The sequence below is a fragment of the Kitasatospora sp. CB01950 genome, from assembly GCF_001905465.1.
GTDB lineage: Bacteria > Actinomycetota > Actinomycetes > Streptomycetales > Streptomycetaceae > Kitasatospora.
This window is the reverse complement of record NZ_LISX01000013.1, coordinates 55,593-68,930: the sequence shown is the minus strand read 5'-3', so window position 1 is coordinate 68,930 and position 13,338 is coordinate 55,593. Positions and strand designations below refer to the sequence as shown.

Sequence of the window (13,338 nt, the reverse complement as noted above, 5' to 3'; positions counted from 1 at the left end):
TGAAGGCCGCTGATTCACTGGTCGACGGTGAACACCACGGCCCGCCCGTCCTCGGCCGCGCGCCGGTAGAACTCCTGAAGCTCCGGCAGGAAGCCCACCGTGTACCCGAGGTCCTCCTCGCCCCGGGCCCCCTCGTAGTCCTCGAAATCCAGCTCCGCGTACCGCTTCCGCAGTCGTCCCTCGTCGACCTGCTCCAGCGCCGCCGCCACCGCCCGCACCTCGCCCGGGTCCACGTAGCAGACCACGTAGTCCTCGCCGTCGTACAGCGGCCGCCCGCCCAGAATGACGTGCGACAGCGGGAACTCCCCGTTCCCGAACTCCAGCCGCCCGTCCGTCAGACACCGGTGCAGCGCGTCCCACGCCTTGTCCACCTCGCACACCCACGGCTCGTCCCAGGCCTCCTCCACCTCCCCCACCAGCGCCAGCACGCCCTCGTCCCCGCCGCACGCCAGCAACCGCGCCCGCTCGGCCTCCGTCAACGCGAACAGCACACCTCGACACGCCATCCCGGCGCCTCCTCTCCGTCCCGCAGACCCAAGCACCCGGCACTGACATCCCGTCGACCCGACAGCGGGCTCAGACGCGGGCGACGGTCGCGCCCGCCGCTTCGAGTGCGGCGATCTCGTCGGCGGGGGCGGCGGCGTCGGTGACGACGGTGTGCAGGAGTCCGGCGGGAGCGACGTGGGCGAAGGCGGTACGGCCGAGCTTGCCGCTGTCGGCGGCCACGATCGTCCGGCGGGCGGCGGCCATGGCAGCCTTCTTCACGGTGGCGTCGTCGAGGTCGTAGGCGGTCAGCCCGTCGGCGGCGCTGAGGCCGCAGCAGCCGAGGACGACGGTGTCGAAGCGCAGGGCGGAGATCGAGGCGAGGGCGAGGGGGCCGGTCAGCGCGCCTTCGGTGGCGCGCGGCTGCCCGCCGGGAACGAGCAGGGTGGCCGGTCCGGGAGTGTCGCCGAAGACGTGGACGGCCGGCAGCGACAGCGGCATCACGGTGACGGGGCGTTCGCGCAGCAGGCGGGCGACCTCCACGCAGGTGGTGCCGCTGTCGAGGAGCACGGTCTCGCCGTCGGCGACGAGAGCGCAGACCGCGGCGGCGATGCGGCGCTTGGCGTCGACGGCCTCGCGGGCGCGCAGCGCGAACGGCGGTTCCTCGCCGCGCAGCAGCAGGGTGCGCGCCCCGCCGCGAAAGCGTTCCAGGGCTCCCTGGGCGGCGAGCGCGTCGAGGTCGCGCCGGACGGTCATCTCGGACGCGCCGGTCAGCTCGGCGAGTTCGAGGACGGTGGCGCTGCCCGCGTCCCGGACGGCCTGGGCGATCAGGGTGTGGCGCTCCGCGGTGTTCATACCGAGATTGAACCGCACCCCGCAACGCACAGGCAAGCTGTTCGATCTATGAGCTTTCGAACACGGAGAATGTTCATTATGGTCGGTGGCATGAAACACTCGCTCCAGGCCGCCCGCGTCGCGACCTACGTCTATTTCGTCCTGTGCGGCACCCTGATGGGCGCCTGGGTGGTGCACATCCCCGCCGTCGAGACCCGGGTCGGCATCGGCCACGCCGCGCTCGGCGGCCTGCTGGTGCTGCTCGGCCTCGGCGCGTTCGCCGGCATGCGGGTGGCCGGCCGGCTGACCGACCGCCTCGGCGCCCGCACCGTCGTCCCCGCCTCGGGCGCCGTGTGCGCCGCGTCGCTGGTGCTGCCCGGCCTCGCGCCGAACCCGTGGACGCTGGCCGGCGCACTGGTGGTCTTCGGGTTCGCCAACGGCAGCCTGGACGTGAGCATGAACGCTCACGCCGTCCACGTGGAGAAGGCCTACGGACGGCCCGTCATGTCCGGCTTCCACGCCACCTTCTCGGTCGGCGGCGTGATCGCCGCGCTGGCCGCCGCCGCGGCCGGCGCCGCCGGCCTGGGCCCGGCCGCCACCCTCGCCGGCCTCGGCGCCGCGGGCCTCGCCGTCGCGCTGCTGACCGCGCGCAGCCTGCTGCCCGGCACCGCGCCCTCCGGCGAGGACGGGCCCGCGACCGAGGCCCCGGTGCCCGCCGCCGGGAGCGGCGCCCGCCGGCAGATCCGGGTGCTCGCCGTACTGGCCCTGCTGGTCATGCTGTGCGAGGGCGCGGCCAACGACTGGAGCGCCCTGCATCTCAAGGACGTCCTCGGCGCGCCCGCCGGCACCGCCGCGTTCGCCTACGGCACCTACGCCGCCGCGATGACCACCGGACGCCTGCTCACCGACCGGATCGTGACCCGCCACGGCTCCATGGCCGTCCTGCGCCACGGCGCGCTCACCGCCGCCGTCGGCATCACCCTCGTCGCGCTGACCCCCTGGGTGTGGGCGGCCTTCGCCGGATGGGCGCTGTTCGGCCTCGGCCTGTCCGGCTGCGTCCCCCAACTGTTCAGCGCCGCCGGCCACGCCGACCCCGCCGCTGCCGGGGCCAACGTCTCCCGCGTCGCCGGACTCGGCTACCTCGGCATGCTCGCCGGCCCCGCCGTCATCGGCTGGCTCACCCGCCTCACCGCCCTCAACCACGCCTTCCTGCTGCTCACCCTGATGTGCGCGGCCACCGCCGCCACCGCGGGCATCCTGCGCACCACCGCCACCCCCGGCACCGACCACCGACCCGCTCCGGCACCCGCCGGCAGCAGCCACTGACCACCCGCACCGCCCGGGCCGACCAGCGCCACCGACCCCCGGTCACCTCCCGGCACCGGCCCGAGAACGCCTCAGGCCCCGGCGTGCAGCACCGCCCCCGCGATCTCCCGCACCCGCTCCATCGAGATCCCGGTGCGCTGCCCGACCGCCAACGGGTGGTCGGTCGGCTCCGGTTCGACGGAATCCAGGATCGACCGACATGAGGCGCGAGCCTATCCCCGGTCGACGAACTCCCCCACGTCCGCCGCCAGCGCGGCCAGTTGCTCCCCGCCCTCCAGCCACGTCGTCACCGACGCCTCCCACCCGCGCTGCGCCGTCCGCCACGGGCGCAGCACCCAGGTCAGGCCGACGTGGCCGCCGGAACGGAACACCGCGCGGACCGTCAGGTCCCGGTCCGGCGTCCGCCAGTCCCGCTCGCCCTCCCAGCCGCGGAAGTCGTCCGCCAGTCCCGCCAGGAACCCCGCGAGCCCGTCGGTCGCCCCCACCCAGCCGACCACCCCGTCCAGCCGCGCGGCCAGCCCGGACGCCGACACCTCCACCGCGAACCGGACCGCGCCCGCCTCCGGCCCCGCCCGGTCCACCAGCCGCACCCCGACGCCCGCCGAATCCGCGCACCGCACCGCCACCACGCCCTGCACGTCCACTCCTTCGCCGACCCCGCTCATGTGCCCGAGACCTCGTCCAGCCGCGCGACCGCCTCGGCGATGCCCAGGTTCCGCCCGGTGAGCAGGCTACCGACCCACGCCCGCGCGAGCGGTGACGGCGAGCCCAGCAGGCGTCCGATCCGCGACGAGCCGTCAGGCGCTGTGCCGCGCGCGTACCGTCCGGCGAGGACTCCCCGTCGAGCGGCGACCAGGCCACACACCCGGACCGTAACGGGAGGACGTCGGAAGGCCGTGACGGCCCACGCCCCGGCGGGCGGCCCCCACATCACCGGTACGGCATGCCCCTGCCGGGCCGGTCGCCGGTCGAACGCCGAACGCTCCCGCCGGCCACCTCGCCGCGCCGCCGCACCCGACTCGCGCTGCCGCGCCCCGGGTTGTGCCGCCGCGCCCCGGGTTGTGTCACCGTCCGGTCATGATCACGCAACAGCCGCCGCCCCGCCGCCACTCCCCCCGTACGCTCCCCGCATGAGCCTGTCAGTTGCTGATGTCGCCGCCGCCGGTGCGGCCTGGGTGTGGATGCCGGACGACGCCGAGGTCGTCGCCGATCCGGAGTTCACCATGCTCCGGCTGCCCGACTACGTCGCCTTCGACCTCTCCGTCGTGTCCTTCACCCCGGCTCGCCCGCTGCCTCGGGTCGTTGACGCCGTGGTGGCCCGGGCCCGGGCCTTCGAGGTGCCCGCGCTCGACTGGCAGGTGCTGCTCGGCGACCCGCCGGGCCTGGGCGCCGAACTGGCGGCGCGCGGCGGCCGGGTGAAGCTCGAACTGGAGATCCTCGCCGCCGACTTGAGTGACGGCGGACCGACCCTCCGCCCGCCGACGGTGGACGTCGCCCTCCGCTGGGCCACGGACACCACGACCGCCCGCGACGGACTCGCGATCGAGGCCGCCGGCTTCCGCGGCGAACTCCCGCCCGCCGAACGGATCGAGGCGGTCGCGGCCCGGAACGCGGAGACCGTCCCGGCCGGCCGCGGCGGCCTGCTCGTCGCCTACGTGGACGGTGAGCCCGTCGGCACCGGCGGCGTCGCGGTCGTCGACGGCGTCGCCCGCCTCTCCGGCGGCGTGGTAGCCCAGCCATGGCGCGGCCGCGGGGTGTACCGCGCCGTGCTCGGCGGCCGGCTGTCCTACGCGGTGACGCACGGCGCGACGATGGCCCTGGTCAAGGCGAACCCGACCACCTCCGGCCCGATCCTGCGCAAGGCCGGCTTCACGTCCTTCGGCCCGGAGCCGGTGTACGCCGTCCCCCTGCACGCATAGCCGCCCGCACGCGCCCTCAGAGTCGCGTCGCCCGCAGCACTCCCGTCAGCATCGGCACCACGAACTCGCCGCCCGCCGTCTCCGGCCGGCCCGCCAGGTAGTCCCGGGCCTGCGCCAACCGCGCCTGCCGCTCGGGCTCCGGCATGACCAGCAGGCCCGCCTTGGTGCCGAGCGTGGCCACCAGCGACTCGGCGGTCCGGCGCTGCCCGTGCGGGAATTCGGCCTGCCCGGCCGCACCGAACCGGGCGGGCCCGCCGGACGGCGGCAGGTGCATCGCGGCCGTCGCGGCGCGCCAGCTCGCGGGCACGTCGCGCGGACCGATCGCCTCGCTCCCGCCGACCTCGGCGAGCCCGGCCACCCAGGGGACGCCGTCGTCGAACAGGTTCCACAGCCCGGCCAGCACGCCGCCGGGCGCGAGCACCCTGGCGATCTCCGGACCGGCCGCGTCCATGTCGAACCAGTGCATCGCGTTGCCGGACACCACCGCGTCAACTGCCCCGTCCGGCAAGGGAATCGACTCCGCGCTGCCCGTCACCGCCCGCACCCCCGACAGCTCCCGGCGCAGCTCGGCCAGCATCGCCGGGTCGGGTTCGACGGCCACCACCTCGACGCCCGCCGCGAGCAGGCACCCGGTGAGCTTGCCCGTCCCGGCCCCGAGGTCCAACACCCGTCGGCCGGGGGCGAGTTCGAGCGCCCATCGGACGGCGTCCGGCGCGTAGTCGGGCCGGTGCGCGGCGTACGCCCGGGCGGCCGCGCCGAACGACGAACGGTGCCTCGCCCGCTCGTTCTCCTCCCCGGGCCGGGTCACCTCGTCCGCCCCGACGCGCCGGGCCGGGGGACGCCGTCCACCGAGACGCAGATGCCGAACACCCGGTCGTGGCTCGTCCAACCGTTGACGCGGCCCCGGTTGTTGCTGATCTGCACGCGCCGCCGGGCCGGGTCGAGCGCGGACACCAGGTGCAGGTGGACGGTGCCGGCGACCCGGGCGAGCACGATGTCACCGACCGTCAGCAGCGACGCGTCCACCGGCGCGACGACCACCGACTGCCTGCTGCGGATCAGCGGCACCATCGACGAACCGCTCGGCCGGAACTCGACCGTGGCCCCACCCGCGACTCTCGCCGCCACACCGCCCAACACTCCCATCCGCCGAGCGTGACAGCACCCGCCCGGCCCGCGCCACGCAATTTCGAACTGCCGTCCGGAAACTCTGGCGGACGGCGCGCCGCACACGGAAGAATGCGCGCCGGGGAACGGCCCGTCCGGGGCCAGCCACTGTTCTATGGAGTGTTCGCCGTGAAGCGTCCCGCCCTGGTCCTCGCCGCCGTCATGTTCGCCGCCACCGGGGCCTTGACCGCCTGCGGCACCACCCACGCCACCGACGCCGGCTCGGGCTCGGCCCCGAAGGCCCAGACCTCCGAGTCGGCCCAGCCGCAGCGCTGGCAGCGCAACCCCGCCAGCATGGACCAGAAGCTCCCCGACGTCTCGAAGCCCTGCACGGACGCGCCCGCCGGGCAGGCCGGCACGACCCCGATCAACGGCGGGAACTGCGGCTGAGCAGGCAGCGCCCACCGGGACGAGGCTTCAGCTCCAGGACTTCAGGTTCAGGACTTCAGGTTCAGGGCTTCAGGTTCAGGGCTTCGGCTCCAGGGCTGAAGCCTCGTCCCGTGCCACCCCGCCCGGCCTGCTACTCGTACTCGGTGCCGCCCTTGCGCGTCAGGTACCCGCCGCCGACCGCCTTGACGATCGCCCGGCCGCCCAGGACCGGGCTGCAGCGCTCGACCGCCGGCCGGACCACCACGCCCTCCCGGGTGTGCAGTTGCCGCCCGGAGACGGTCTCGCGCCCCTCGGCGAGCTCCAGCACGCGTTCCGCGTCGAACGGTCCACGCCACAGCTCGGGCACCAACGGCAGCTCACCGGACAGCAGTTGGGCCGCGTCCAGCCAGTGCAGCTGACCGTCGATCACCGCCGACACGTCGAACACCGCATACCCGGGCGGCTGCTCGGTGCGGCTGCTCGCCCCGTACCCGAGGTCCTGGACGCCCTGCCCGAACACCTCCCCGAAGATCCCGATCCGGCTCGCCCCCAGCCGATCGGCGAGCCGGGCCGCCGACTCCGGTATGCCGTAGGCCCGGACGGCACGCCAGTAGAGGTTCCCCCCGGCCTCCTTCAGCGCGAACCCCTGCGCCCCGAGCCCCTTGGACGAGACCTGGACCGCGCCGGTGTCGGCGTGGAAGGTGAGCAGGCAGCAGCTTCCGTGCAGCTTCTCGGTGACCACCACCGGCTCAGGGCCAGGGCCAGCCCACGGTCGAGCGCCGCCCCGGCGTCGCACGGCACATCGGGCCGCACGCCGCCGCCCTCCCACGACCCGCTCCTCCCCCTTCACCGCACGGCTCCTCGGAGTGCTCCGCGATCCACGCCAACGCGGCGGGCGACACCGGCACCCCTCGCCCAGCGCCTCCCTCGCGGCCAGTCGGCGCAGCAACTCCCGCCGCTCCAACTCCCGCGCATACGTGGTCTTTCCGCAGCCCGGCAACCCGGACAGCAGAGGCACCACCGGCTTCGCTCTCCGCACGCCCCCAGGCTACGACCGCGGACGGCCGGCCTTCGTCCAACCCCCTGCTGGCATCCGGTGCCGAGGTAGGGACAGCCCCAGGACGGATACGCCTGCTGGCCGGACTGCGACACGAGGGCGACCGAACGTAGCGTCGGCGACATGAAACCCCCCTACCAGGCAGGCAGGTTACGGTCCGTGCTTCGTCGGCTGAACGTCGGGACGGCTCTGGCCGTCCTGGCCGCCGCGACCGTGACGACGGGAGCCGCATCGGCGGAGCCGGTGCACCGAAGCGATCGTGGACGGTTGGTGTCCGCCCAGCGGACGACCACCATGGCCACGAAGGAGGACGTCGCCGCGGCACTCGCCGCCGTCGGATACGACCCGGGCACGGTCCGGTTCGGCGTGGACGCCTACCGGCTGGTGTACGAAACCGTGGACCCCGGCGGCCGGCCGATCACCGCCAGCGGGCTGCTGGTGCTGCCCCGCGGCGGCGAACACGAGCTGCGGACGGTGTCGTTCACCCACGGCACGACCAGTTACCGGTCGGACGCTCCCTCCTCCATGGTCAAGGCCGGGTTCGCGTCCTCGCCCGCCCTCACGTACGCCTCCGCCGGGTTCGCCACTGTCGCCCCGGACTATCTCGGTCTGGGCGCCGGCCCGGGACTCCACCCCTGGATGGACGTGCCGTCGGAGACGACCGCCTCCCTCGACATGCTCCGGGCGGCCCGCAGCTTCGTCTCGACCACGGGCCGTGCACTGGGCCACGACGTACTGGTCACCGGGTTCTCCCAGGGCGCCTCGGCGGCGATGGGCCTCGCCCGGGCGCTCCAGGCCGGCGACGACCGGTGGTTCCGGCTCCGGGCCGTCGCCCCGGTCAGCGGCGCCTACGACTTCGAGCACGCCGAGCTGCCGGCACTGCTCGCCGGCTCTCTCGACGCGAAGTCGAGCGTGCTGTACTCGGCGTACCTTCTCGTCGCCTGGAACCGGCTGCACCAGCTGTACGACGCCCCGGACGAGGTCTTCCGGCCGCCGTACGCCGACACGATCGAGGCGCTGTTCGACGGTTCGCACACCGGCCCGCAACTCTTCGCAGGCACGCCCGACACCCTCGACGCACTGCTCACCCCGCACGGCTTCGACATGCTCCGCCACCCCACCGGCCGCCTGGCCGAGGCCCTCCGGGTGGCCGACAGCACCTGCGACTGGACCCCACGCGTCCCGGTCCGCCTGTACGTGGCCGACACGGACGAGCAGGCGGCCTCCACCAACACCGACCACTGCGAGGCCACCCTCCGATCCCACGGGGTGAACCCGGCAGTCGTCGACCTCGGCACCCCCGACTTCGCCGGTTCCACCCACCTCGGCACCAACGTCGCCGCCACAGCAGCCATCGTGCGCTGGTTCAGCCACCCGCACTGACCAACCCGCCGGACCGGCCCGCGAGGTCGGATCGGCGGGCGGTGTCGCGGGAGCGGCCGCATTCGACGGGGTGGAGTCGGTGATGTCCGCTACCGGGCGTCCAGCGCGTCCAACGCGTCCCGCAGCCGCACGAACCGGGCCAGGGCGATCTCGACCAGCGCCGGCCGGTCCTCGGCGATGATCTGCAGCCGGTCGATGGCCTCGCGCACGCCGACGCGCGCCGTGTCGAGGTCGGTGCCGGTCAGCAGCCGCACCTCGGCGTGGAGGAACAGGGCGTCCGCCACCAGCACTCCGGTCGGGTCCTCGATGTCGCGCAGGAGGGCGACGGCCTGCTTCGTCGTCTCCTCCGCCTGCTCGTTGCGGCCGTGCTGGGCCAGGCACCGGCCCAGCACGGCCATCGCTCCGGCCACTCCGGCCGGGCCGCGTCCGGGGTTGGCCAGGTGCACCCGGCGGTGGATCTCGACGGCCTCCGTGGCGTCGTCCAGCGCTCCCGGGAGCGGCGGCTCCTGCTGCGCCCGGACGCGGGCACGGACCGTCAGGGCGTTGGCCACGATGCCCTCGTACGCCTCCGACCCGCTGCCGTCGATCTGCCGGGCCGCCCGGACCGCGTCGTCCAGCACCGCGGGGGCCGACGGTTCGCCCAGGTCCTCCAGCAGCGCACCGCGGGTGGTGAGCGTCATCGCGACCCCGGCGTGACCGAGGGGATTGCTGTCCGGCATCCGCTCGAAGGCATCACGGACCTCCTGCAGCGTGTCCAGCGCCTCAGCCTGCCGGCCGGCCGCCCAGAGCACCTGGACGTGGGCCGTCAGGGCCAGGGCCGGCGCGGGCATCGAGGCGTCCCACTCGCTCCGGGACATCGCCCGCCACAACTCGACGGACTCCCCGATGTGCGCCGCCGCCTCACTTGCCCGGCCCAGCTGGCTCAGGACACCGCCGAGGTTGGACAGGGCGTGGGCGAGGACGGCCCGCAGTGCGGGGGTGGGCTCGGCCTCCCACCGTTCGCGGTGGATCGCCAGCACCTCGGCCGCGATCTCGGCGCTCTCCAGCAGCCGTCCGCCTACTGCGAGTTGGGACTGGAAGTGGCTGAGCGTCGAAAGCAGCTCCGGCTGGTGGCGGTCGGGGTCGACCAGCGCCAGTCTGCGGTGTGCCGCGACCACCACCCGCAGCGCTGCGTGCGCCTCCTCCACCCGGCCGGCCAGGCTCAGCAGCGCGCTGAGTGTGGAGAGCGTGTCGGCCGACTCGGGCTGGGCCGCCGTGGGTGTCGCGGCCTCGACCGCCTCGGTGGCCACGGCGGCCGCTTCCTCCCGCCTGCCGGTCATGTCCAGGCAGAGCGCCTGGGTGGTGAGCAGCCGTGCCAGAAGCGGGTTGTGGGCGGCGGGGTCCTCGGCGGTCAACTCGCGGCAGATCCGCACTCCCTCCGCGCAGGAGGGGAGTCCCTCGGCGGGTCGGCCGGCCGACCGGTGCGCGCCGGCGATGTTGTTCAGGCAGCGCGCGAGGTCCGGCCGGGCGGCCCCGGCCAGGTGGCCGGGGAGGTCGCGGTAGATACCGACCGCCTGCTCCAGCTTGACGAGTGACTCCTCCGGTCGGCCGGCGGCGTCCAGGCAGAGTGCCAAGGTGCAGAGCACCATCGCGTGATCGGCGGCATGGGCGTCCCGCAGTTCGCGGTGCAGCTCGGCGTAGACGGCGACGGCGCGTTCGGCCGCGCGTTCCGCCTCCGCCAACCGGCCGACAGCGCGCAGCTCGTTGGAGTAGGAGTTGAGGGTCATCGCCAACGGATCGCGATAGGGCCTTGGCTGATGCTCCACCAGATCGTTGTAGATCTCGACGGCTTCGCCCACCACGGCCAGCGCCTCGGCGCTCCGGCCGACCTGGCTCAGGGCGATGGACAACGAGTTGAGCGCCCGGGCCAGCCCGTCCCGGTAGGCGGCCGGTCGGCCCTCGGCGAGTCGGCGGCGAATGGCCACGGACTCCTCGATCGCCTGTACGGACTCCTCGTCACGGCCGGCGGCGCCGAGGCAGTTGGAGAGCGTGCCCAGCACGACGACCAGCAGCGGTCGGTGGGCATCCGGCCGTTGGCGGGCCAGCGGGCGCAGCAGCGCGATCGCCTGCCGACTCCGCTCCAGGCCTTCGGTGTTGCGCCCCAGCACGTGGTACTGCAGCGCCAGGTTGTGCAGGGCGCGGACCAGGTTGGTTTGGAGCGCCTCGCCGCCCGGGGCGGCGACAAGCCGTTCCAGGCGTTCCACCGCCTCCTCCTTGAGCGGCAGCGCGAGCTGCGGGTCGCCGAGGTCGCCGTGCACCATGGCGAGCGTGCCGAGGGTGATCGGGAGGTGCTCCGGCTTCTCCAGCGCGCCGCGCTCGGCCAGGTCGCGGTTGATCGCGACGGCTTGCGCGGCCGGGGCGAGCGCTTCGGCCAGCCGGCCCAGGCGGAGCAGGATGAGTGCCTGGTTGTTGAGGCACCCGCTCAGCCCGTTCCGGCAGGCCGTCCTGTGCTCGGTTGCCAACTCGTGTTCGGCCAGGGCGGGTTGGAGCAGGTCAATGGCCTCCTCGACCACCACCAGGGCGCGGCTCCACTCCCCGGTGTCGGTGTACCGCTTGCAGAGCTCCCGTAGGCCGGTGACCAGTGCCAGCAGGTCCGGCCCGTTGCCCACCCGTGCGTCCCGGCGGTGCGTGACCAGCCGCTCCATCAGCCGCACGGCCCAGGGTCCGAGGTGGTAGGAGTGGTCCGGCAGGGCGCTCCGCCACCGGTCCAGTTGCTCGATCCCGGTCCCCGGTGCGTCGAGCAGCGACTCCAACCCCGCGAGCAGCGGCCCGGGCCGTTCGACCTGGGGCACCACGGCGAGTGCGGGCAGGGCCAGTTCGTCGGGCCGGCCGGTGCAGAGCCGGGTCAGTACCGGGCTCAGCTCGGCCTGCAGCGGCCGGTGGCCAGCGGCGCGACTGAGCACGGTGAGCATCCGCTCGGCTGCCGGGCCGTCGGCTCCGGCGGCCAGTGCGGGCAGCAGGTGGCGGCGGGTGAGCACGCGCTCGCCCACGAAGCGTTCGGCGAGCCGGTCGGGCTGCAGGCCGCCCCAGTGCGCGGGACCGGCGCGGTCGGGCGGGTAGGCCGCGGCGAGCCAGTCGGCGAACTTCCAGCGGTCCCCTTCGTCGGCCAGCCCGCGCACCCGCCGCAGTGTTTCGTCCACCTGGTCGGGGGTGTCGGCGCCGAGCAGCACCGCCGCCGCCAGGGCGTCGCGGAACAGCTCGGCGTCGGGCGCCTGCTCGGTCGGGACCCCGCGGGCCGCCAACAGCCCCTTCCAGTAACGGCCTTCGTGGCCCAGCAGGCGCTGCTCGACGTCGTCGGGGCGCTCGCTGCGGCGCCGCAGGCCGGACCGACCGGCGGGCTTCGGGGTGTCGGTCGGTCCGCCGGCGTCCAACAGGTCGGCCAGCACGGTCATGTGCAGGGTCAGCAGGTTGGCGAAGCCGGGGTCGGCGAGGTCGCGGTCCGGCAGGGCCGCAGCCAGTTCGGTCCACGGCGTGCGGCCCTGTACCGCCGGGAGCCGGGCCGCGAAGGCGAGCGCCGCCGCGCGGTACAGCGCCGGGCGCCCGTCGGGGTCCTCGGCCAGCGGCGGCAGCGGGATCTCGGCGGCCCGCCCGAGCACGGCGGCGGTGGCGGAGCTGAGTTCGCGCGCGTGGTCCCACCAGTCGCCGTCGGTGCGCGCGATCAGCACCACCTTGAACGGCAGTTCGCGCGGCCGGGTGACTGCCAGCAACTGGCCGACCTGCTGGAGCCGGTTCTCCGCGTAGTCGAGCACCACCAGCATCCGACGGGGGGTCTGCTGCAGCAGGGCGAGATCGGCGGCGGTCAGCTGCTCGTCGGACCGCAGCCAGACCGAGGCCCACGGACCGTGGTCGGCGCCGTCGGACGGGGTGACCAACTGCCGGGCCAGCTCCCGCACCAGCCGCGTCTTGCCCTGGCCGCCGGGACCGTGCAGCAGCAGGGCTTCGACCTCGTCCTCCTGGCACCAGTCGACCAGGTCGGCCAACAGGTCCTGCCGGCCGTGGAATCCGACCGTCTCCCGTTCGGGCCGCAGCAGTGCACTGGGCGAGCTGTCGGTGCCCGCCAGACCGAGTGACTCCAGGCCGGCCAGCGCGGCGAACTCGACGGCCTCCAGCCGGGTCGAGTCCGCGCCGTACTCCACCAGCGCCGCCCGGAAGGAGCTGTTGCGGAGCAGCAGGTAGGCGGGCACGACTTCGAGTTGGCCGTGTTCCGAGTGGGCGACCTCCGCGGCCACCACCCCGATGACGAACCCTTTGCAGAGCAGCGCGGCGCCGGAGAATCCGCCCCAGGGCACGACCTCCTCCGTCCATCCCGGCCGGGAGGTGCGCAGGTCGACCACGTAGCGGTTGGACAGTGCCGCACTGCCGGGGTTGACGGTGCCGCTCTCCTGCCACACGTCGGTGTAGGGCTTGCGGGCGGGCCCGTCCGCCGTGGCGCAGTACTGGGCGAGTTCCGGCGAGCCCTGGGCCTCGCACGGCCGGTCCGTCAGGGCGGTGACGAACTCGCCCCAGCGCACGCCCGCCGTGCCCGCCGACTGCCGGCGCCGGTCCGCCACCTGCAGCAGTGCGGCGTCGTCGCGTCCGCCGCTGGTGCCGTGCCAGACGACGACGGCCGTGACGGGCTGCCGGTCGCCCGGACGGTAGACCGGCACCGCTGCGGCGCCTTCGATCACATGGGCCGAGGTCAGCACCAGCCGGGGGCCGATCAGGTAACCGGACCCCTTGCCGTGCGGTCCGTCGACCAGCACCACCCGCGGCTCGGGCATG

General features: G+C 74.5%; 10 protein-coding genes and 1 pseudogene. 4 read left to right on the top strand and 7 right to left on the bottom strand.

Annotated features, from left to right (window positions below):
* Window positions 1-14: 14 nt before the first annotated feature.
* Both AMK19_RS27085 and AMK19_RS27080 read right to left on the bottom strand, forming a co-directional pair.
* Entirely contained in the window at window positions 15-506 is a 492-nt protein-coding gene (locus tag AMK19_RS27085; RefSeq protein WP_073816195.1) for a YfbM family protein, read from the bottom strand.
* Between the two features lie 70 nt (window positions 507-576).
* Window positions 577-1,338: a DeoR/GlpR family DNA-binding transcription regulator gene (locus AMK19_RS27080; RefSeq protein WP_073816194.1), complete on the bottom strand. Its 762-nt coding sequence runs from the start codon at window positions 1,336-1,338 to the stop codon at window positions 577-579.
* A gap of 90 nt (window positions 1,339-1,428) precedes the next feature.
* On the opposite strand from AMK19_RS27080, the gene AMK19_RS27075 reads away from it, so the two are divergent.
* Window positions 1,429-2,643 carry an MFS transporter gene (locus AMK19_RS27075; protein WP_241844610.1) on the top strand — a complete coding sequence of 405 codons (1,215 nt, stop codon included), beginning with the start codon at window positions 1,429-1,431 and terminating at the stop codon, window positions 2,641-2,643.
* Window positions 2,644-2,855: 212 nt separating this feature from the next.
* On the opposite strand, the gene AMK19_RS27070 is transcribed toward AMK19_RS27075, so the two are convergent.
* Window positions 2,856-3,308 (bottom strand): DUF6228 family protein, encoded by a 453-nt coding sequence (locus AMK19_RS27070; RefSeq protein ID WP_073816190.1) that lies wholly within the window; start codon window positions 3,306-3,308, stop codon window positions 2,856-2,858.
* A 465-nt stretch (window positions 3,309-3,773) separates the two neighbouring features.
* On the opposite strand from AMK19_RS27070, the gene AMK19_RS27065 reads away from it, so the two are divergent.
* Window positions 3,774-4,562 (top strand): GNAT family N-acetyltransferase, encoded by a 789-nt coding sequence (locus AMK19_RS27065; protein ID WP_073816189.1) that lies wholly within the window; start codon window positions 3,774-3,776, stop codon window positions 4,560-4,562.
* A gap of 16 nt (window positions 4,563-4,578) precedes the next feature.
* On the opposite strand, the gene AMK19_RS27060 is transcribed toward AMK19_RS27065, so the two are convergent.
* Both AMK19_RS27060 and AMK19_RS27055 read right to left on the bottom strand, forming a co-directional pair.
* A complete protein-coding gene (locus AMK19_RS27060) occupies window positions 4,579-5,370 on the bottom strand; it encodes a class I SAM-dependent methyltransferase (protein ID WP_073816187.1) in 792 nt (263 codons plus the stop codon).
* Complete coding sequence (locus AMK19_RS27055) at window positions 5,367-5,708, bottom strand: S26 family signal peptidase (RefSeq protein WP_073816185.1); 342 nt, start codon at window positions 5,706-5,708, stop codon at window positions 5,367-5,369. Before AMK19_RS27055 ends, AMK19_RS27060 begins: the two co-directional genes overlap by 4 nt.
* Before the next feature lie 150 nt (window positions 5,709-5,858).
* Here AMK19_RS27055 and AMK19_RS38270 point away from each other — a divergent pair, with 150 nt between their 5' ends.
* A complete protein-coding gene (locus AMK19_RS38270) occupies window positions 5,859-6,119 on the top strand; it encodes a hypothetical protein (protein ID WP_143200418.1) in 261 nt (86 codons plus the stop codon).
* 130 nt (window positions 6,120-6,249) lie between these two features.
* Here AMK19_RS38270 and AMK19_RS27045 read toward each other — a convergent pair.
* Window positions 6,250-6,849, bottom strand: a pseudogene (locus AMK19_RS27045) (RNA ligase (ATP)); the annotation flags it as partial.
* 600 nt (window positions 6,850-7,449) lie between these two features.
* Here AMK19_RS27045 and AMK19_RS27040 point away from each other — a divergent pair.
* Window positions 7,450-8,538, top strand: a complete 1,089-nt coding sequence (locus AMK19_RS27040) for an alpha/beta hydrolase family protein (protein ID WP_241844609.1) — start codon at window positions 7,450-7,452, stop codon at window positions 8,536-8,538.
* An 89-nt stretch (window positions 8,539-8,627) separates the two neighbouring features.
* Here the strand turns inward: AMK19_RS27040 and AMK19_RS27035 are convergent, their stop codons facing one another.
* Entirely contained in the window at window positions 8,628-13,337 is a 4,710-nt protein-coding gene (locus AMK19_RS27035) for a tetratricopeptide repeat protein (protein WP_073816182.1), read from the bottom strand.
* Window position 13,338 lies beyond the last annotated feature (1 nt).

Coding starts and splice junctions, on each gene's coding strand:
- AMK19_RS27040 (WP_241844609.1), top strand. CDS start 7,450: ATGGCCACGAAGGAGGACGTCGCCGCGGCACTCGCCGCCGTCGGATAC.
- AMK19_RS27080 (WP_073816194.1), bottom strand. CDS start 1,338: ATGAACACCGCGGAGCGCCACACCCTGATCGCCCAGGCCGTCCGGGAC.
- AMK19_RS27070 (WP_073816190.1), bottom strand. CDS start 3,308: ATGAGCGGGGTCGGCGAAGGAGTGGACGTGCAGGGCGTGGTGGCGGTG.
- AMK19_RS27075 (WP_241844610.1), top strand. CDS start 1,429: ATGAAACACTCGCTCCAGGCCGCCCGCGTCGCGACCTACGTCTATTTC.
- AMK19_RS27085 (WP_073816195.1), bottom strand. CDS start 506: ATGGCGTGTCGAGGTGTGCTGTTCGCGTTGACGGAGGCCGAGCGGGCG.
- AMK19_RS27055 (WP_073816185.1), bottom strand. CDS start 5,708: ATGGGAGTGTTGGGCGGTGTGGCGGCGAGAGTCGCGGGTGGGGCCACG.
- AMK19_RS27065 (WP_073816189.1), top strand. CDS start 3,774: ATGAGCCTGTCAGTTGCTGATGTCGCCGCCGCCGGTGCGGCCTGGGTG.
- AMK19_RS27035 (WP_073816182.1), bottom strand. CDS start 13,337: ATGCCCGAGCCGCGGGTGGTGCTGGTCGACGGACCGCACGGCAAGGGG.